Annotated in this window: 21 protein-coding genes; 14 read left to right on the top strand and 7 right to left on the bottom strand. The window is 66.4% G+C overall.

The features are described 5' to 3' along the window. Positions 1 to 53 precede the first annotated feature (53 nt). Positions 54 to 1316 (top strand): glutamine-hydrolyzing carbamoyl-phosphate synthase small subunit, encoded by a 1263-nt coding sequence (gene carA, locus JT720_RS07410; protein WP_205480518.1) that lies wholly within the window; start codon positions 54 to 56, stop codon positions 1314 to 1316. Positions 1317 to 1438: 122 nt separating this feature from the next. Here the strand turns inward: carA and JT720_RS07405 are convergent, their stop codons facing one another. Continuing rightward, entirely contained in the window at positions 1439 to 1789 is a 351-nt protein-coding gene (locus JT720_RS07405; RefSeq protein ID WP_336511965.1) for an endonuclease domain-containing protein, read from the bottom strand. A 57-nt stretch (positions 1790 to 1846) separates the two neighbouring features. Here JT720_RS07405 and JT720_RS07400 point away from each other — a divergent pair, with 57 nt between their 5' ends. From JT720_RS07400 to JT720_RS07380, 5 genes are all read left to right on the top strand, one after another. After that, a complete protein-coding gene (locus JT720_RS07400; RefSeq protein WP_205480516.1) occupies positions 1847 to 2113 on the top strand; it encodes a hypothetical protein in 267 nt (88 codons plus the stop codon). A 54-nt stretch (positions 2114 to 2167) separates the two neighbouring features. Further along, the gene (locus JT720_RS07395) at positions 2168 to 2437 is read left to right on the top strand and encodes a hypothetical protein (protein ID WP_205480515.1); all 270 of its coding nucleotides are present in this window, start codon (positions 2168 to 2170) and stop codon (positions 2435 to 2437) included. Position 2438: 1 nt separating this feature from the next. Further along, positions 2439 to 5786, top strand: coding sequence for a carbamoyl-phosphate synthase large subunit (gene carB, locus JT720_RS07390; protein WP_205480514.1), 3348 nt, complete (start codon positions 2439 to 2441; stop codon positions 5784 to 5786). 85 nt (positions 5787 to 5871) lie between these two features. Further along, positions 5872 to 6345, top strand: coding sequence for a transcription elongation factor GreA (gene greA, locus JT720_RS07385; protein ID WP_205480513.1), 474 nt, complete (start codon positions 5872 to 5874; stop codon positions 6343 to 6345). 46 nt (positions 6346 to 6391) lie between these two features. Beyond that, positions 6392 to 7021: a rhomboid family intramembrane serine protease gene (locus JT720_RS07380; protein ID WP_205480512.1), complete on the top strand. Its 630-nt coding sequence runs from the start codon at positions 6392 to 6394 to the stop codon at positions 7019 to 7021. Positions 7022 to 7116: 95 nt separating this feature from the next. On the opposite strand, the gene JT720_RS07375 is transcribed toward JT720_RS07380, so the two are convergent. From JT720_RS07375 to JT720_RS07355, 5 genes are all read right to left on the bottom strand, one after another. Next, positions 7117 to 7344 carry a DUF4170 domain-containing protein gene (locus JT720_RS07375; RefSeq protein WP_205480511.1) on the bottom strand — a complete coding sequence of 76 codons (228 nt, stop codon included), beginning with the start codon at positions 7342 to 7344 and terminating at the stop codon, positions 7117 to 7119. An 89-nt stretch (positions 7345 to 7433) separates the two neighbouring features. After that, positions 7434 to 7838: a hypothetical protein gene (locus JT720_RS07370; protein ID WP_205480510.1), complete on the bottom strand. Its 405-nt coding sequence runs from the start codon at positions 7836 to 7838 to the stop codon at positions 7434 to 7436. A gap of 2 nt (positions 7839 to 7840) precedes the next feature. Next, on the bottom strand, positions 7841 to 8200 hold the full coding sequence (locus JT720_RS07365; RefSeq protein WP_205480509.1) for a hypothetical protein: 360 nt from the start codon (positions 8198 to 8200) through the stop codon (positions 7841 to 7843). Beyond that, positions 8197 to 8601 carry a phage holin family protein gene (locus JT720_RS07360; protein ID WP_205480508.1) on the bottom strand — a complete coding sequence of 135 codons (405 nt, stop codon included), beginning with the start codon at positions 8599 to 8601 and terminating at the stop codon, positions 8197 to 8199. The genes JT720_RS07365 and JT720_RS07360 overlap by 4 nt, the downstream gene beginning before the upstream one ends. After that, entirely contained in the window at positions 8555 to 9253 is a 699-nt protein-coding gene (locus tag JT720_RS07355) for a hypothetical protein (RefSeq protein ID WP_205480507.1), read from the bottom strand. The genes JT720_RS07360 and JT720_RS07355 overlap by 47 nt, the downstream gene beginning before the upstream one ends. A gap of 152 nt (positions 9254 to 9405) precedes the next feature. On the opposite strand from JT720_RS07355, the gene eno reads away from it, so the two are divergent. From eno to JT720_RS07315, 8 genes are all read left to right on the top strand, one after another. Then, positions 9406 to 10698, top strand: coding sequence for a phosphopyruvate hydratase (eno, locus tag JT720_RS07350; protein ID WP_205480506.1), 1293 nt, complete (start codon positions 9406 to 9408; stop codon positions 10696 to 10698). 42 nt (positions 10699 to 10740) lie between these two features. Then, on the top strand, positions 10741 to 11802 hold the full coding sequence (locus JT720_RS14130) for an exostosin domain-containing protein (RefSeq protein WP_205480505.1): 1062 nt from the start codon (positions 10741 to 10743) through the stop codon (positions 11800 to 11802). Positions 11803 to 11844: 42 nt separating this feature from the next. After that, positions 11845 to 12129, top strand: a complete 285-nt coding sequence (locus JT720_RS07340) for an FtsB family cell division protein (protein WP_419555401.1) — start codon at positions 11845 to 11847, stop codon at positions 12127 to 12129. A gap of 95 nt (positions 12130 to 12224) precedes the next feature. Next, positions 12225 to 13277 carry a pyruvate dehydrogenase (acetyl-transferring) E1 component subunit alpha gene (pdhA, locus tag JT720_RS07335; RefSeq protein ID WP_205480503.1) on the top strand — a complete coding sequence of 351 codons (1053 nt, stop codon included), beginning with the start codon at positions 12225 to 12227 and terminating at the stop codon, positions 13275 to 13277. Further along, the gene (locus JT720_RS07330; RefSeq protein WP_205480502.1) at positions 13277 to 14674 is read left to right on the top strand and encodes a pyruvate dehydrogenase complex E1 component subunit beta; all 1398 of its coding nucleotides are present in this window, start codon (positions 13277 to 13279) and stop codon (positions 14672 to 14674) included. The genes pdhA and JT720_RS07330 overlap by 1 nt, the downstream gene beginning before the upstream one ends. Before the next feature lie 91 nt (positions 14675 to 14765). Further along, positions 14766 to 15287, top strand: a complete 522-nt coding sequence (locus JT720_RS07325; protein ID WP_205480500.1) for a hypothetical protein — start codon at positions 14766 to 14768, stop codon at positions 15285 to 15287. 71 nt (positions 15288 to 15358) lie between these two features. Continuing rightward, entirely contained in the window at positions 15359 to 15808 is a 450-nt protein-coding gene (locus tag JT720_RS07320; protein ID WP_205480499.1) for an EF-hand domain-containing protein, read from the top strand. 82 nt (positions 15809 to 15890) lie between these two features. Next, the gene (locus JT720_RS07315) at positions 15891 to 16313 is read left to right on the top strand and encodes a BLUF domain-containing protein (RefSeq protein ID WP_205480497.1); all 423 of its coding nucleotides are present in this window, start codon (positions 15891 to 15893) and stop codon (positions 16311 to 16313) included. On the opposite strand, the gene trmFO is transcribed toward JT720_RS07315, so the two are convergent. Next, positions 16287 to 17645 carry a methylenetetrahydrofolate--tRNA-(uracil(54)-C(5))-methyltransferase (FADH(2)-oxidizing) TrmFO gene (trmFO, locus tag JT720_RS07310; RefSeq protein ID WP_205480495.1) on the bottom strand — a complete coding sequence of 453 codons (1359 nt, stop codon included), beginning with the start codon at positions 17643 to 17645 and terminating at the stop codon, positions 16287 to 16289. The genes JT720_RS07315 and trmFO overlap by 27 nt on opposite strands. Positions 17646 to 17816: the final 171 nt, after the last annotated feature.

Raw genomic sequence — 17816 nt, 5'->3', positions numbered from 1 at the left:
TAGCTGCGGAGCCTTAGCGACATTGCCGAACACCAAGCAGGAGCCTCCCACCGATGGCCACTCCAACGACCTCGCCTGCGCCCCCGCCAGGCGCGACGGGAGTCGTCGTGTTCGCCGACGGACGCGTGGCCTGGGGCCGGGGTTTCGGAGCCGAGGGTGAGGCGGTGGGGGAGCTGTGCTTCAACACGGCGATGACCGGCTACCAGGAGGTGATGACCGACCCGTCCTACGCCGGGCAGGTGGTCGCCTTCACCTTCCCCCACATCGGCAACGTCGGCGCGAACGACGAGGACGTGGAGGCGGCGGACCCGCATGCGGTCGGCTGCATCGTGCGGGAAGCGGTGACGGAGCCGTCCAACTTCCGCTCCAAGGCCGACTTCCCGGAGTGGATGGCGCAGAACGGCCGGATCGGGATTGCCGGGCTGGACACGCGCGCGCTGACCCGGCTCGTGCGCAAGGAGGGGCCGCCGACCATCGTGATCGCGCATCGGGCGGATGGGGTGTTCGATCTGGACGCGCTGCAGCGGATGGCCGCCGAGTGGCCAGGGCTGGAGGGGATGGACCTGGCTCGGCAGGTTTCGCGGGAGCAGATCGAGGTCTGGTCTGGGGGGAAGTGGTGTCTCGAGCTGGGGTATCTTTCTGAGGAAGAGCGCCCTTCGACTACGCTACGCTCCGCTCAGGACGAGCGAGAGGAGAATACCGCTCGTACTGAGCGGAGCGCACCGCGCGAAGTTGAAGGGCGTTCACGAGAGACCCGCCCCCACGTCGTCGCCATCGACTATGGCTCCAAGCGCAACATTTTCCGCTCGCTCGTCGAGGCGGGCGCACGGGTGACGATCCTCCCTGCGACCGCCGGCTTCGACGAGATCATGGCGCAGCAGCCGGACGGCTTTTTCCTGTCCAACGGTCCGGGTGACCCGGCGGCGACGGGGGAATATGCCATTCCGGTGATTCGCCAGATGCTGGAGACGGGCAAGCCCTTGTTCGGCATCTGTCTCGGTCACCAGCTGCTGGCGCTCGCGGTCGGCGGCAAGACGAGCAAGATGTTCCAGGGCCACCGGGGGGCCAACCATCCGGTCAAGCGGCTGGCGGACGGCGCGGTCGAGATCACCAGCATGAACCACGGATTCGCGGTCTCGCGCGAGCTGCCGGAGGGCGTGCGCGAGACGCACGTGTCGCTGTTCGACGGATCGAACTGCGGGATCGAGCTGGTCGATCGGCCGGCGTTCAGCGTGCAGTACCACCCCGAGGCAAGCCCGGGGCCGCAGGATAGCTTCTATCTGTTCGAGCGGTTCGTGGGGATGATGGGTAAGTGACGGGAGGGCGTTTCCCCTCACCAAACCCTCTCCCCGCCGGGGAGAGGGCTAGGGGCGCGAGCGATGCAGCTCCCTCTCCCCAGCGGGGAGAGGGCTGGGGTGAGGGGGTACGAGGCGCGGATCTACTCGCTCCGGTTGAACCCGAGCAGCAACTCATTCCTGATCGCTTCGAGAACGCCGTACGTGTTTTGCAGCACATCGTGGTTCCAGAAACGGATAACGCGGTAGCCGAAGTTTTCGAGGGCTTGGGTTCTCGCGGCGTCGGTCACGAGGTCGTGCTGACCTCCGTCCAGTTCGATAATCAAGTGCGCCTCGCGCGCGGCGAAGTCGGCGATGTAAGCGCCGATCGGGAGCTGGCGAACAAACTTCACGCCTTCGAGCCGTCTGCCGCGCAGGTGGTGCCAGAGGCGTTGCTCGGCGTCGGTGCTGTTGCGTCGCAACTTGCGTGCAACGGGCGTCAGTCTTTGAACCACGAGCCTTGTTCCCCCTCACCCCGACCCTCTCCCCGCTGGGGAGAGGGAGTCAGGGCTATGATCGTCGCTGGCGCGTTAGCAACTCTCGCTGCCTGCGCCACCACCGGACCCGCTCGCCTGCACACCATCGACGAACTCAACGCGGTCGCTCTCCGCTGCGGCCTCGCGCTGGGCGAGCTGTTCCAGGACGAGAGCGAGAAAAGGCTGCTGTTCCTGTTCAAGGCCGGGTCCTCCCCGCAAGAGCGCAGCTGCGTGACGCGCTGGGCTCGCCCGCGCGGGCTTCGCACCGTGTTCGTCAACGCCATCAACTTTCCCGAGAGCTAGATGCAACGCCTTCTTGCTACACTTCTGGTCAGCGCAGCGCTTGCAGCTTGCTCCGTGACCTCGATGAAGCAACGGGGGGACGCCTTCTCCAAGTGGTCCAGTCTTTCCCCGGACCAGAGGCAAGCAGCGATCGCTCGCATCTCCAGCCAGTGCCGTCTGCCGGATGGAGCTTTGACGCTGGACAGCGGCACGAAAGTACGACTCCAACCACCTGCCGATGCCTCGTACGAGGCTGTTGATTGTGCGCTGAAGCAGCTCATGCCCGCACTTGGCATCGAAAATTTCAGCTTCGTTGGCAACGAAGCTTACGCGAAGGACGAATAGCTTGCCCCGCCGCACCGACCTATCCTCCATCCTCATCATCGGCGCCGGTCCGATCGTCATCGGCCAGGCGGCGGAGTTCGATTACTCCGGGAGCCAAGCGGTAAAGGCGCTGCGGGCGGAGGGCTATCGGGTCATCGTGGTCAACTCCAACCCGGCGACGATCATGACCGATCCGGAGCTGGCGGACGCGACCTATATCGAGCCGATCACGCCCGAGGCGGTGACGCGGATCATCGAGGCGGAGCGGCCGGATGCGCTGCTGCCGACGATGGGCGGGCAGACGGCGCTGAACACGGCGCTGGCGCTGTTCAAGGACGGCACGCTGGACCGGCTCGGCGTCGAGCTGATCGGCGCCAACGCGGCGGCGATCGAGAAGGCGGAGGACCGGCAGAAGTTCCGCGACGCGATGGACCGGATCGGGCTCGAGTCGCCCAGGTCCGCCATCGTCCACTCGGTCGAGGAAGCAATGGCGGCGCTCGACGAGGTTGGGCTGCCCGCGGTGATCCGCCCGAGCTTCACGCTTGGCGGGACGGGCGGGGGCATCGCCTACAACCGGGACGAGTATGTCGCGATCGTGCGCTCCGGCCTGGAGGCCTCGCCGACCACGGAGGTGTTGATCGACGAGAGCGTGGTCGGCTGGAAGGAATATGAGATGGAGGTGGTCCGCGACCGGGCGGACAATGCCATCATCATCTGCTCGATCGAGAACGTCGACCCGATGGGGGTGCATACGGGAGATTCGATCACCGTCGCCCCGGCGCTGACGCTGACCGACAAGGAATATCAGCGGATGCGCTCCGCCTCGATCGCGGTGCTGCGGGAGATCGGGGTGGAGACGGGCGGCTCCAACGTCCAGTTCGCGGTCGATCCGAAGACCGGGCGGATGCTGGTGATCGAGATGAACCCGCGCGTGTCGCGCTCGTCGGCGCTGGCGTCCAAGGCGACGGGCTTCCCCATCGCCAAGGTCGCGGCCAAGCTGGCGGTCGGCTACACGCTGGACGAGATCGCCAACGACATCACGGGCGGCGCGACGCCGGCGAGCTTCGAGCCGACGATCGACTATGTCGTGACCAAGATCCCGCGCTTCACGTTCGAAAAGTTCAAGGGGGCGCAGGGCGTGCTCTCGACCGCCATGAAGTCGGTCGGCGAGGTGATGGCGATCGGGCGCTCGTTCCCCGAGAGCCTGCAGAAGGCGCTGCGTGGGCTTGAGATCGGGCTGACGGGTCTCGACCGGGTGCGGCATCTGGAAAATGCGTCGGACGACGAGATCGAGGCGGCGCTGAGCGTACCCACGCCCGACCGGCTGCTGGTGGCGGCGGAGGCGCTGCGCCACGGTTTCACGGTGCAGCGGATCAACGCCATCGCCGGCTTCGATCCCTGGTTCCTGGAGCGGCTGGCGGAGATCGTGCGGGCCGAGGGGCAGGTGCGGGCGCTGGGACTGCCGAACGATGCAGCCGGCATGCGGCGGCTGAAGGGCATGGGTTTTTCCGACGCGCGGCTGGCGCAGCTTTCCCTGCGCTCCATTGGCGCTCCGCGGGGCATGAGCGAGGCGGTCGCGGCGAGCGGCGGCGGGCTGGTGCACGAGGTGATGCGGGCGATGACCGGGGGTGTCACCGAGGAGGAGGTGCGCTGGCACCGGCACAAGCTTGGCGTCCGGCCGGTGTTCAAGCGGATCGACAGCTGTGCGGCCGAGTTCGACGCGTCGACGCCGTACCTCTACTCCACCTACGAGGCGCCGCTGTTCGGTGAGCCGGAGGACGAGGCGGACATCTCCGACCGGGAGAAGGTGGTGATCCTGGGCGGCGGGCCGAACCGGATCGGTCAGGGGATCGAGTTCGACTATTGCTGCTGCCACGCTGCGTTCGCGCTCGGACGTGACGGGCTGGGGCTTGAGACGGTGATGGTGAACTGCAATCCCGAGACGGTCTCGACCGACCCGGACACGTCGGATCGGCTCTACTTCGAGCCGCTGACCGCCGAGGACGTGCTGGAGATCGTGTGGCGCGAGCGGGAGCGGGGCAAGCTGCGCGGGGTCATCGTGCAGCTGGGCGGGCAGACCCCGCTGAAGCTCGCGGCGCGGCTTCAGGAAGCGGGCATTCCGATCTTGGGCACGTCACCCGACAGCATCGACCTGGCCGAAGATCGCGAGCGCTTCGCCGCGCTGGTCCGCCGCCTCGACCTGCTGCAGCCGGAGAACGGCATCGCTCGCAGCCGCAACGAGGCGCTGCAGGTGGCCGAGCGGATCGGTTATCCGGTGCTGCTGCGGCCATCCTACGTGCTCGGCGGGCGGGCGATGGAGGTGGTGGATGGGCCGGCGCAGCTCGACAACTATATCGCTACCGCGGTGGAGGTGTCGGGCTCGAGCCCGGTGCTGATCGACCGCTACCTGCGCGACGCCATCGAGGTGGACGTGGATGCCATCTGCGACGGCAGCGAGGTGCTGGTCGCCGGCGTGATGGAGCATATCGAGGAAGCCGGCGTGCACTCCGGCGACAGCGCCTGCTCGCTGCCGCCGCACAGCCTGCCGCTGGAGGTCGTGGCCGAACTGCAGCGGCAGACGCGTGAGCTGGCGCTGGAGCTCAAGGTGCGTGGCCTCATGAACGTGCAATATGCGGTGAAGGACGGGAAGGTCTATCTCATCGAGGTCAACCCGCGCGCGTCGCGGACCGTGCCGTTCGTCGCCAAGGCGATCGGACGGCCGATCGCGAAGATGGCGGCGCGGGTGATGGCGGGGGAGACGCTTGCCACCGCGGAGACCCTGCCGCAGCGCACGCCGCACATCGCGGTCAAGGCGCCGGTGTTCCCCTTCGCGCGTTTCCCCGGCACGGACCCGGTGCTCGGGCCCGAGATGAAGAGCACGGGCGAGGTCATGGGCGTGTCGGACGACTTCGACATCGCCTTTGCCAAGGCTCAATTGGGCGCGGGCGTGAAGCTGCCGCAGGAGGGCACGCTCTTCGTGTCGGTCAAGAACAGCGACAAGGAGTTGGTCGTGCCCGCGGTCGAGATGATGCTGGAGCTCGGCTTCAAGGTGATCGCGACCGGCGGAACGTGCGACCACCTGCAGGCGCGCGGGCTGCCTGTGGAGCGGATCAACAAGGTGGCGCAGGGTCGGCCGCACATCGTCGACCGGCTGGTGGATGAAGGCGTGCAGATCGTCTTCAACACGACGGAAGGCTGGCAGTCGCTGAAGGACAGCCAGTCCATTCGGGCTACCGCGTTGAATCGCAAGGTGCCTTACTTCACGACGGTCGCAGCGAGCTACGCGGTGGCGCGGGCAATCAAGGCCGTGCGGGGCCGTTCGCTTGAAGTCCGCAGCCTGCAGGCCTATTATTCCGCCCTCGAAAACTAATTCTCCACATACCCGCTGCTGTTCATACGCGGGCCGACGGGCCGGCGCAGAAGCGGATTATTGAACGACGAAGGACGTGTGCCGCATGGCAAGTGACAAGGTTCCGATGCTCGCCGAGGGGTTCGAGCAGCTGACGGAAGAGCTCAAGCGGCTGAAGCTGGAGCGGCCGCAAATCGTCGACGCGATCGAGGAAGCGCGCGCGCATGGCGACCTGTCGGAGAATGCGGAATATCATGCCGCCAAGGAGCGGCAGGGTCAGATCGAGGCGCAGATTGCAGACCTGGAAGATCGCCTGAGCCGGGCGCTGGTGATCGATCCGACGACGCTGTCGGGCGACAAGGTCGTGTTCGGCGCGACGGTCAGCCTGGTCGACGAGGACGACAAGAAGATCCGTTACCAGCTCGTGGGGCAGACGGAAGCGGACGCCAAGGTCGGGCGGATCAGCTACAACTCGCCGCTCGGCAGGGCGCTGATCGGCCGCCAGGTCGGCGAAGAGGTCGAGGTGACGACCCCGTCGGGCGAGAAGTATTTCGAGATCGAGGCGATCGAGTTCGTTTGATCCGCTCTCACCCGCCGCTGTCACAAACGATCGAGCGAGGTCGCGCATGAACCAGGTGCCGCGCTCGACCACCGTCGTGATCACGGCCGTCACCAGCCTCGTGTCGCTCCTCATCCTGTTCGCGGGGTGGACCGGCTGGGCGTCCATGGTGATGGGGTTTATCCCGGCGCGCCTCAGCGGAGCCATGCAGGTCGGCGGTGCATTGCCGTCGGTGCTCACCATCTTCAGCTCGACCCTGGTGCACGGCGGCTACATGCACCTGCTCTTCAACATGTTGATGCTGCTGCTGTGCGGAACCGCCGTCGAGCGGGTCCTCGGACGCGAGGGCGTCACGATCATCTACGTGGTGAGCGCCATCGTCGCCGCGCTTGCGCAATGGTCGGTGGGACCGCTCGCCAGCGCTCCAGTGATCGGCGCCAGCGGCGCGGTCAGTGGCGTGATCGGCGCCTATGCGCTGAGCTTCGGGCGTCCGAAGGCCTTCGTGCAATCCCCGAGAATCAACCGTGTGCTTCACATCGTGTGGCTGGCGGTGGCCTGGACCGTGCTCCAGATCGGCGTCGGCTTCGTCGCCGGGGCGGACGGGGTGCTTCTGGCCACGCCCGCGCACGTCGGAGGATTTCTGGTCGGCCTGCTGCTGCAGCGGCCGTTGCTGCTCTGGCGTTACCGCGGAGCCTGAACCGCGCTCAGGTTAGGCAGCCGACGAAGGCGCATCCCAAAAGGCACTTGGCTTCGATGGACCGGTGTCGCGGCTACTGAGCATGAGCGGAACGGTCAGGCTCCCTTGGTCTCCACTTCCGGCTCGAGAAGCCGGTGCAGATGGACCACGACATACTTCATCTCGGCATCGTCCACCGTGCGCTGCGCCTGGGCCCGCCACGCGTCTTCCGCGTCGGCGTAATTGTCGTAGATGCCGACCAGGTCGATCTTGTCCAAGTCGGTGAATTCCAGGCCCTGCGGGTCCTTGACCCGGCCGCCGAAGACGAGGTGAAGTCTGCTCATGCGCCGGCCGTTAGCATAGGGTTCGGTTGCAGCCCAACCCCGTTCGTCACCCCCACCGCGCTGCAGGGGTGACGAGAGGGTTCAAGCGATTAGGCGTTAGGTCCGTCGTTGCTGCTGCTGCTCGTATCGCTGCTGCTGGACGAGCTCGCGCCGAAGAACTGGCGGACGCTGTCGCCGGCCATTTCGTCGAACTTCTGCTTGCCGGTTTCGCGCGCCCGATCGATCGCGCTGGTGCCCGCATCCGCCAGCTTCGTGCCGAGCGGCGCAAGCAACTGCTTTTCCTTTTCCGAGCGCGGCAGGACCGCGCCCAGGACCGCGCCGAGCGCCGCGCCCGCACCGAGGGCGATCAGCGGTGAGCTGTCGATCCGCTGACTCGCGGTGGAGCCGAGGTTGGACACCTTTTCCCGCGCTCCCGACGACGTGGAGCCCCCGGTCTCGAAGTCGTTGTCCAGGCTGGTCGTCGTCGAACTGCTGAAACGATTGCTCTTGGCCATGTTCAGATTTCCTCCGTGGCGCCGGCCGTCTGGCGGGCGCGAGTGTTGTTCGTGTGCTGCGTATCGCTGTCGCTGCTGTCCTTGTTCCACCAGCGCGAGACCGCTGCGAACAGCGGCTTGCGGGCGATGAACAGGGCCGTGGCGGTGGCGATGCCCGCGGCCATCGCCGGCTTGTCCTTCACCGCCGTGACCGTGTCGTCGGCCATGACGATGCTCTTGTCCTTGACCGCCTGGACGGCGTCGCTGGTGAGCTTGGCCGGTGCGAGGCGTTCCTTCACCTCCTCCACCGTGCTCATCAGCCGTGCCTTGGCGGCGTCCGCTTCACCGCGGGCGCGCGCCTCTTTGACGCTGGTCGCGCTCATGACTGGCCTCCAAACGCTGCCCGGCCCTTGCTATAGGCAAGATAGCCGAGAACGCCGCCGACCCCTGCCAGGATCAGCACGGTGAGCAGCCCCGCCAGCGTGTCGCTCATCAGCGATGCGAGCCCGACGAACAGGGTGGCACAGAGCGCCAGGAAAGCGGCGTGGACGAAGAGCAGGGCGAGGACGCCGAAGATGACCGGCAGCTTGAGCGCAGAAGCGCGCTCCGTCCCGACGGTCTTGTAGTAATTGACCTCGGCCCGGGCGTAGGCCTTGCCGTCCTCCACCAAGCGGTGGAGGAGGTCGCCAACGCCTTCCGGCTCACCCTGAACGGACTCGGTCCGTTTCAGCATCGGATCACCGGCCGGAGCCGGCCCGGTCGCCGTTACGGTCACCGTTGCCATTGCCATTCTCCTCGATACCGGCCTTCAGCAGGCGAACCAGGCTGAAGCCAACCACGGCGGCTGCACCCAGCGCCACGCCCGGGCTCTTGCGAACGAACGATCGAACGTCGTCAACCAACTCGTCCGGGTCCTTGCTGGAAAGGGCCTGCGCATAGCGATCGAGGGTCTGGCTCGCTGTCCGGGCATATTCGCCATATTGCGGACCGAGCTTTTCTTCGATCTGCCCGACCGTATCGTTGACGATCTGCGACAGGTTGGTCAGCGTCGTTCCGCCGGTCTCGAGACCCTGGCCCACGAAGCTGCGGGCCTTGGTCCCGGCCTGCTCGCGAACCTTGCCCGAAGCGTTGGACAGCAGTCCGCGCACGCCGCCACCGCCGCCACCGCCGCCGGACGAGCTACCGGCATCGGAGGAGCTGCCCTGGGTTGCGCCAGACGTCGTGCCCGTGTCCGTGCCCGTGATCAGGCCGGTCGACGTGTCCGCCGACGCGCTGCCGGTCACGCCGGTACGCGCTCCGGTGGCGTTGCCCTGGCTCGACGTGCTGCCGCCCTGCAAGCTCGTCCCGCTGCGACCCGGGGTTATGTCGGACGTCACGCCCGCGCCCTCGATCACCGTGTCCGTGCCTTCGGGCAGATCGTTGTTCGTTCCGGCCATCAAGCCTCTCCTTTGTTTCGGTTGGGAACCTTCAGCCTCCCTAACCCCGGAGACGATACGCCGTTCCAGCGCTCGGCCCGAATGTTGCCCGGGCTGCGGCGCGTCGATACAGGCGCGCAGCGTAGCAAAGTTCCTTCAGGAAGGCACCTCTCATGACCGCGATCCTCGACATCCATGCCCGGCAGATCCTCGACAGCAGGGGCAATCCGACGGTGGAGGTGGATGTCACGCTGGAGGACGGCAGCATGGGCCGGGCCGCCGTTCCGTCCGGCGCTTCGACCGGAGCCCACGAGGCCGTCGAACTGCGCGACGGGGACAAGTCGCGCTGGGCCGGCAAGGGCGTCAGCAAGGCCGTGGCAGCGGTGAACGGCCCCATCGCCGATGCCATTCTCGGGTTCGAGGCGGAGGACCAGGCCGACATCGACGCAGAGATGATCGCGCTCGACGGCAGCGACAACAAGGGCAAGCTGGGCGCAAACGCCATCCTCGGAGTCAGCCTGGCGGTGGCCAAGGCGGCCGCCGAGGCCCGGGGCCTGCCCCTCTATCGCTACGTGGGGGGCGTGTCGGCGCACATCCTGCCCGTGCCGATGATGAACATCTTGAACGGAGGCGCCCATGCCGACAACCCGATCGACTTCCAGGAATTCATGGTCATGCCGGTCGGCGCGGAGAGCTTTTCCGAGGCGCTGCGCTGCGGGACGGAGATCTTCCACGCGCTGAAGGGCAAGCTGCATGCCGCAGGGCTGTCGACGGCGGTGGGCGACGAGGGCGGGTTCGCCCCGAATATCGCTTCCGCTCGCGCCGCGCTCGACTTCATCGGCGAAGCGACCGAGGCGGCTGGCTACACCCTGGGCAAGGACGTCCTGATCGCGCTCGATTGCGCGTCGACCGAGTTCTTCAAGGACGGCCGCTACGTCATGGAAGGGGAGGGCCGGACCCTGACCTCGGACGATATGGCGATCTACCTGGAAGAGCTGTGCCGGGACTACCCGATCGCCTCGATCGAGGACGGCATGGGGGAAGACGATATGGCGGGCTGGAAGGCGCTGACCGAGCGCGTCGGCGGTCGCGTCCAGCTTGTCGGCGACGATTTGTTCGTGACCAACGAGCAGCGCCTGGCCGCCGGGATTCGCGACGGCATCGCGAACTCGATCCTGGTGAAGGTCAACCAGATCGGCTCCCTCACCGAAACCATCGCGGCGGTGCGCCTCGCCCAGACCAGCGGCTACACGGCCGTGATGTCCCACCGCTCCGGCGAGACGGAGGACAGCACCATCGCCGACCTGGCCGTGGCGCTCAGCTGCGGTCAGATCAAGACCGGCAGCCTGGCGCGCTCGGACCGGACCGCCAAGTACAACCAGCTGCTCCGCATCGAAGAGGAACTGGGCGGTGCGGCGATCTATCCCGGAAGGGCTGCCATTCGGCAGTTGCACGACCGAGGCTAGGCTCCCTAAGCTCCCCGCCGGGGTAGCTGTGGGGGCGTTTGCGTGGCGGTCGATGTTCATGTGGTCGGCATCGCCGGACCGGTGGTGGATTATCCGGCACTGATCTCGGAGCATTGCCGGGCGGCCGGCCTGCGCTGTTCGATGGACACGATCCCGTTCATCCCGATCGGCGACTTCAGTGTTGCGACCGCCCGCCGGCTGAAGGCTATGCTCCGAGCCGCGCCGCCGGGAAGCCTGACCGTCTACACGTCGGCCTGGGCGGAATTCTTCATGGAAGAAGCGGACCTCAGCCTCCATTTTTCCATGTACCGGCAGTGGTTCGATCCCAAGCGTATGCGCGTGCTGCCCTACGTCTGGACAAACGCCCGACCGGATCGATTGGAGGACATTCTTTGGACCACGAAGCCCGCTCCCCAGGTGGGCTTCCGCGGCATGACTTACGAATCGTCCCGTCCGGCCATGGCGGCGTCGAAGCTTCCGCACTTTGCGAAGGAGTGGCTGCTGCAGGGTCGCTACCTCCGCTATCCGGAGCTGTTCGGTGCGGCGATCGCCGGACATGTGCCCATCCGCTTCCTCGCGACCTTTCCCCGGTTCGAAGCGCTGCGGTCTCTTCGCCAGAGCGCCGATTTCTTTGGGCTGGAGATCGAAGTCACCGACACCGGCGTCTTCCGCTGGTCGGAGCAAGCCGTGGATGCCTTCGAACAGCACCTCCTGCGCAACACGTACATCCTGTGTCCGCGTGGTGCCGAGAATTACAGCTTCCGGGTGTTCGAGGCGCTGCGCTTCGGTCGTGTCCCTGTAATCGTGGACACCGACATGGTGCTTCCCGGCGAAGTGCCGTGGGAGGATGTCGCCCTGGTGGTTCCGTACAATCGGGTGAACGACGTGGGTGCCCTGATCGCCGAGGACTATCGCACTCGTTCTGCGGAACAGTTCATGACGCGCCAGCGGCTCGCGATCGAGACCAGCGCCATGCTGGACCAGGGCTCGTGGCTCGCCGATGTTGCACAGGATATTTGCCGGCGGATCGAGGAACGGGCGCCTGCACGCGCACAAAGTTTCGAGCGCCCCATGAAAACCCTTGATTCGGCTCCGGTATTCTGATTCTGTCTCTTTATGGGAGGCGCAGCTCACAAGAGCATTGGATTGATCCGCAGGGCGGCGATGCCGGCGCTCGCGCTGACCATTATCGGCACCTTCGCGGGACATGCGGTGGCGGGGCCGAACGGGCTGCTGGCCTGGGGCGGCTACCATCGCGACCTGCAGCAGCGCAAAGCCGAACTGGCGCAGCTTGATGCCGAACGGCAGCAGCTGAAGCACCGCTCCGCCTTGCTCGATCCCAAGAAGGCCGATCCCGACATGGCGGACGAACTGGTCCGGCGCGATCTGGGGCTGGTGCGCCCGGACGAGGTGATCATCCCGCTTGAATAGTCTTCCGGCGGCTCGCTTCGCCGTTTGAGCGATTGCCGCCCCCGGGGCAGGCTCCTATAGACCCGGCCCGAATTCCCTGTCCAAACGAGGTCACCGTGGCGCGTTCCGCCAAACAGAAGGCCGCAGAGGCCGTTCCGCTCACCCCGAACCGTGAGCGTCCGCGCCAGCCGGAGCGCTATCAGGCGAGCAAGGAAGAGCTGCTCGGCTTTTACAAGCAGATGCTGCTGATCCGCCGCTTCGAGGAGCGGGCGGGGCAGTTATACGGCCTGGGGCTGATCGGCGGCTTCTGCCACCTGTACATCGGCCAGGAGGCGGTGGCAGTCGGCCTTCAGTCGGCCATGACGGTCGGCAAGGACAGCGTCATCACCGGCTACCGCGACCATGGCCACATGCTGGCCTATGGCATCGATCCCAAGGTGATCATGGCCGAGTTGACCGGCCGCGCTGCCGGCATTTCCAGGGGCAAGGGCGGCTCCATGCACATGTTCAGCGTCGAGCATGGCTTCTACGGCGGACATGGCATCGTCGGCGCGCAAGTGAGCCTGGGCACAGGTCTGGCCTTCAAGCATCAGTACAGTGGGGACGGCGGCGTGTGCCTGGCTTATTTCGGCGACGGCGCTGCGAACCAGGGACAGGTCTACGAGAGCTTCAACATGGCCGAGTTGTGGAAGCTGCCGGTCATCTACGCGATCGAGAACAACCACTATGCCATGGGCACGAGCGTCGAGCGCTCCGCCTCCGAGCCGGACTTCTACAAGCGGGGCGAGAGCTTCCAGATCCCCGGCATCCAGGTCGACGGCATGGACGTGCTGGCGGTCCGCGGCGCGGCCGAGACGGCGCTGGAATGGACGCGCTCCGGCAAGGGGCCGATCATCCTCGAGCTCAAGACCTATCGTTACCGTGGTCACTCCATGTCGGACCCGGCCAAGTACCGGACGCGCGAGGAAGTGCAGAACTACCGCGAGAACCAGGACCCGATCGACCGCGCCGGCAAGGACCTCCTGGCGCTCGGTGTCGGGGAAGACGAGCTGAAGGCCATCGACAAGGAGATCAAGGACATCGTGGTGGAAGCCGCCAAGTTCGCTGAAGACGCGCCGGAGCCGGATGCGTCCGAGCTCGCGACCGACGTGTTGGTGGAGCGCTACTGATGGCGGTCGAGCTGAAGATGCCTGCCCTGTCCCCGACCATGGAGGAGGGCACGCTCGCCAAGTGGCTGGTCAAGGAGGGCGACGAGGTGAAGTCGGGCGACATCCTGGCCGAGATCGAGACCGACAAGGCCACGATGGAATTCGAGGCGGTCGACGAGGGCGTGATCTCCCGCATCCTGGTGCCCGAGGGAACGGATGGAGTGAAGGTCGGCACCGCGATCGCCGTCATGAACGGGGAGAACGGGGAGGCTTCTTCGCCAGCGCAGGAGTCGTCGGCCCCGACCCCGTCCGACCAGCAGACCCAGGCCTCGCCGGTGGAACTGCCGAAGCAGCAGCAGGCACCGGAGAGCGGCACGCAGCAGCTCACCGTGGCGCCCAAGGTTGCCGCCGATCCGGAGGTCCCTGCCGGGACCGAGATGAAGGCCACGACGGTCCGCGAGGCGCTGCGCGACGCGATGGCCGAGGAGATGCGCCGCGACGGGCGCGTCTTCGTCATGGGCGAGGAAGTCGCACAGTACCAGGGTGCGTACAAGGTCACCCAGGGCCTGCTCGACGAGTTCGGACCCAAGCGCGTCGTCGACACGCCGATTACCGAATATGGCTTCGCGGGCCTCGGGGCGGGGGCCGCGATGGGTGGGCTCCGACCCGTGATCGAGTTCATGACGTGGAATTTTGCCATGCAGGCAATCGACCACGTCATCAACTCGGCTGCGAAGACCAACTACATGTCGGGCGGGCAGATGCGCTGTCCGATCGTGTTCCGCGGACCCAATGGCGCGGCCAGCCGCGTCGCTGCCCAGCACAGCCAGAACTATGGTCCCTGGTATGCCAGCGTTCCGGGCCTGATCGTGATCGCGCCTTACGACAGCGCCGATGCCAAGGGCCTGATGAAGGCGGCGATCCGGTCCGAGGACCCGGTTGTCTTCCTCGAGAACGAGCTGCTCTACGGCCACAGCTTCGACGTGCCGCAGGTGGACGACTACGTCCTGCCCATCGGCAAGGCTCGCATCATGCGGCCCGGCAAGGACGTGACCATCGTCAGCTACTCGATCGGGGTTGGCGTGGCGCTGGAAGCCGCACAGGCGCTCGAGGCCCAGGGCATCGACGCAGAGGTCATCGACCTGCGCACGCTGCGGCCGCTCGACAAGCAGACGGTGCTGCGGAGCCTCGCCAAGACCAATCGCATGGTGGTGGTCGAGGAAGGCTGGCCTGCCTGCTCCATCTCGTCGGAGATCATGGCGATTGCGATGGAGGAAGGCTTCGACGATCTCGACGCCCCCGTCATGCGTGTCACGAACGCCGACGTGCCGCTGCCTTATGCCGCCAACCTCGAGAAGCTGGCGCTGATCAAGGCGGACGACGTGGTCCAGGCGGCGAAGGCCGTCAGCTATCGCTGAGGCGATCGAGCGCGACCGCGACCTCGTCCGCCTGCATTGGCCGGCCGAGCTGCGGGGCGCCTTCGACGCGCTGTTCGCCATCGACGACGCCATGGCAGAGGTGACGCTCACGGCGTCGCAGCCGGCTTTGGCGGCCATCAAGCTCGCCTGGTGGCGGGAGAGCCTGCAGAAGCTGGACGAGGCGCCTCCTCCGCCCGAGCCACGGCTTCAAGCCGTCGCCAGGGAACTGCTGCCGCGCCGTATCACGGGCGCTCGCCTGGCACGCCTGGAGGATGGCTGGGCGGCCCTGCTTGAAGAGGTTCAGGACTGGCACCGCGTTGTCGACCGCGGCGCTTTCCTGTTCGGCATCGGCGCGGACCTGCTCGGCAGCAAGGAAGAGATGGCCGCGGCGGGCCGCGCCTGGGCCGGCGTCGACCTCGCGCGGCGGACCGGGGAGCGCCACTGGCTCGGCGAACCGGAATCCTTCGGCCGTTTCGATCGCCGGGCTCGACCACTCACGGCCCTGACCGCGCTCGCCTTACGCGACCAGCGGCGCGGCTGGCCGCCGGAGCCTGAGGCAACCCCGCAACGCTCCTGGACAATCCTCCGTCACCGATGGAGCGGGAAGCTCTAGACCGTTGACGCCGCTGGGCGAAGCCGCGACCACCCGCCGGCCGAATCCATGCGAGTATGAGGGGGTTGCGCATGATGCGCTTCTTTGCCGGCGTGGCGGCGTGTTTTCTGATGATGACCGGAGCGTTTCTTCTCTGGCAGGGTAAAGCGCAGGAGCCGACCTTGCCCGCAGCTCCAGCCCTGGCCGGTCCTGCACCGGTGATTGCCGCTCCAAGCGCGCGCTCGGTCCTTCGCGCACCGGAAGCGAGCCCCAAGTCCCGCGAGCAGAAGCGCTTCGCACGGGCCGACAAGGACGACGACGGGCGGATCACGGCGGCCGAATTGTTCGAGCCGCGGCGCAAGGCCTTCGCCAAGCTCGACAAGAACGGCAACGGCGCGCTCAGCTTCGACGAATGGGCGGCCAAGACTGTCGACAAGTTCGGCTCTGCCGACGCAGACCGGTCCGGTTTCCTTACTCCCGCCGAGTTCGCGACGACTGCGCCGAAGCCGTCCAAAAGGAAGGCAGCCTGCGCCTGCGGCTGAGGCAGAATTTGGGTTTTCGAGCCATTTGATGCTACTGCTCGCTCGTGGGCTTCATGACGATCCCCGCGAGTGGGAGCGTTCCATGACTTTGAAATCCCTCACTTACACCAGCCTCGCCAGCCTCGATCTCACGAGTGAGGACGTCGAGAATATCCTCCGGTCTGCGCGCGAGCAGAACGCCATCGAAGGAATCACGGGTCTTCTGGTGTTCAACGGCACGCACTTCATGCAGGTCGTTGAAGGATCGACGCAGGCCATCGACGATCTGGTGGAGCGCCTCCGCCGTGACCGCCGGCACTCGGGCGTGGAGATCCGGGACCAGCGCGAGATCCAGGAGCGGTTCTTTCCGGACTGGACCATGGAACTGGTGCGGGTGAAATCGCGCTACCGTGAGGCACAGCAGCGCCTCCGGACCGCGCTGCCCGAAGCGCTCCCGCCAGCCGTTGGAGAGCGCCTGGTGGCCATGACGGCTTCGATCTCAGGCGACGTCGACCTCGTGGACTAGGGCGGGGCGAGCGCTCGGCACCATCGCGCTCAGCCACTCCCCGAACCGCTCCCGCGCACGATCGGTATACATCTTCTTTCGCTCGGCTTTCCGGGTGCGCCCGGGGATAGGCGGCATCAGCCCGAAGTTGACGTTCATCGGCTGGAACGTCTCGGCCTCCGCGCCCCCGGTGATATGCCCCAGCAGGGCGCCCATCGCGCTTTCAGGGGGCGGTGCTGGGATACTCCTGCCGCCCAGCTCCGCGGCCGCAAACAAGGCTGCCAGCAAGCCGATCGCCGCGCTTTCGACATAGCCCTCGCAGCCGGTTATTTGACCGGCGAACCGGATGTTCGGCCTGCTCTTGAGCCGCAGCTCACTGTCGAGCAGCTCTGGCGAGCGAATGAAGCTGTTGCGGTGGATGCCGCCCAGCCGCGCGAACTCGGCATTCTCAAGACCGGGGATGGTCCGGAAGATGCGCACCTGCTCGCCATGCTTCAGCTTGGTCTGGAACCCGACCATATTCCACAAGGTGCCGAGCGCATTGTCCTGGCGAAGCTGCACCACGGCATGCGGCCACCGCCCCGTTCGCGGGTCATCCAAGCCGACCCCCTTCAAGGGACCGTAACGGAGCGTCTCGACCCCCCGCTCGGCCATGACCTCGATCGGCATGCAGCCCTCGAAATAGGGCGTGTCCTTCTCCCACTCCTTGAACTCGGTCTTCTCACCCGCGTTCAGCGCGGCGACAAAGGCTTCATATTGCTCCTTCGTCAGCGGGCAGTTGATGTAATCCTTGCCCCCTTTGTCCCAGCGGGCCGCCATCCAGCAGACGGACATGTCGATGCTGTCCCGATGCACGATCGGTGCGATGGCATCGAAGAAGGCGAGGGCATCGCTCCCGGTTTCCGCCGCGATCGCCTCGGCAAGCTTCGACCCGGTCAGCGGCCCGGTGGCGATGATCGCCGGCCCTTCAGGGAGGGTGTCGACACGTTCCCGGACCACCGTGATGTTCGGATGGTGCCCAATCGCCTGGGTGACCTCCTGCGCGAACCCGTCGCGGTCCACGGCAAGAGCCGAGCCCGCGGGAACCCGGTGCTTGTCGGCCGCACGCATTACAAGTGAGTTCAGCCGCCGCATCTCCTGGTGCAGCAGTCCGACGGCATTGTTCTCCGCATCGTCCGATCGAAAGCTGTTGGAGCAGACCATCTCGGCCAGCCGATCCGTCTCGTGCGCCGGCGTCATGTCCCCGCCGCCCCGCATCTCGCTGACCCGCACCCGCAGACCGGCCTCGGCCAACTGCCACGCCGCCTCGGAACCGGCAAGCCCGCCACCGACGATCTGGATGTCGTGAGTCATGGCGGCCGCTTTAAGGCTAGCCCTTGCGCTCCGCCAGTACGTCCAATCCGAGTCCTTAGGGGCGCTCTGGCGCTCATCCCCGGGGAGCCCCGATCGGGGAAGATAGAGACCTAGCCATCGCCTGAAACCTTCGCTAACGGCGCTGCCGGGGCGGGCCGAAACGGTGCTGAG

The organism is Sphingomonas arenae (genome assembly GCF_016924655.1).
Classification (GTDB): domain Bacteria; phylum Pseudomonadota; class Alphaproteobacteria; order Sphingomonadales; family Sphingomonadaceae; genus Sphingomicrobium; species Sphingomicrobium arenae.
This window is presented reverse-complemented; position numbering and strand designations above follow the sequence as displayed.

Bases quoted from the DNA above. Each gene is read 5' to 3' on its own strand.
- carA (WP_205480518.1), top strand. From the start codon at position 54: ATGGCCACTCCAACGACCTCGCCTGCGCCCCCGCCAGGCGCGACGGGA.
- JT720_RS07400 (WP_205480516.1), top strand. From the start codon at position 1,847: ATGATCGTCGCTGGCGCGTTAGCAACTCTCGCTGCCTGCGCCACCACC.
- greA (WP_205480513.1), top strand. From the start codon at position 5,872: ATGGCAAGTGACAAGGTTCCGATGCTCGCCGAGGGGTTCGAGCAGCTG.
- JT720_RS07380 (WP_205480512.1), top strand. From the start codon at position 6,392: ATGAACCAGGTGCCGCGCTCGACCACCGTCGTGATCACGGCCGTCACC.
- JT720_RS07375 (WP_205480511.1), bottom strand. From the start codon at position 7,344: ATGAGCAGACTTCACCTCGTCTTCGGCGGCCGGGTCAAGGACCCGCAG.
- JT720_RS07370 (WP_205480510.1), bottom strand. From the start codon at position 7,838: ATGGCCAAGAGCAATCGTTTCAGCAGTTCGACGACGACCAGCCTGGAC.
- JT720_RS07365 (WP_205480509.1), bottom strand. From the start codon at position 8,200: ATGAGCGCGACCAGCGTCAAAGAGGCGCGCGCCCGCGGTGAAGCGGAC.
- JT720_RS07360 (WP_205480508.1), bottom strand. From the start codon at position 8,601: ATGGCAACGGTGACCGTAACGGCGACCGGGCCGGCTCCGGCCGGTGAT.
- JT720_RS07355 (WP_205480507.1), bottom strand. From the start codon at position 9,253: ATGGCCGGAACGAACAACGATCTGCCCGAAGGCACGGACACGGTGATC.
- eno (WP_205480506.1), top strand. From the start codon at position 9,406: ATGACCGCGATCCTCGACATCCATGCCCGGCAGATCCTCGACAGCAGG.
- JT720_RS07330 (WP_205480502.1), top strand. From the start codon at position 13,277: ATGGCGGTCGAGCTGAAGATGCCTGCCCTGTCCCCGACCATGGAGGAG.
- JT720_RS07325 (WP_205480500.1), top strand. From the start codon at position 14,766: ATGGCAGAGGTGACGCTCACGGCGTCGCAGCCGGCTTTGGCGGCCATC.
- JT720_RS07320 (WP_205480499.1), top strand. From the start codon at position 15,359: ATGATGCGCTTCTTTGCCGGCGTGGCGGCGTGTTTTCTGATGATGACC.
- JT720_RS07315 (WP_205480497.1), top strand. From the start codon at position 15,891: ATGACTTTGAAATCCCTCACTTACACCAGCCTCGCCAGCCTCGATCTC.
- trmFO (WP_205480495.1), bottom strand. From the start codon at position 17,645: ATGACTCACGACATCCAGATCGTCGGTGGCGGGCTTGCCGGTTCCGAG.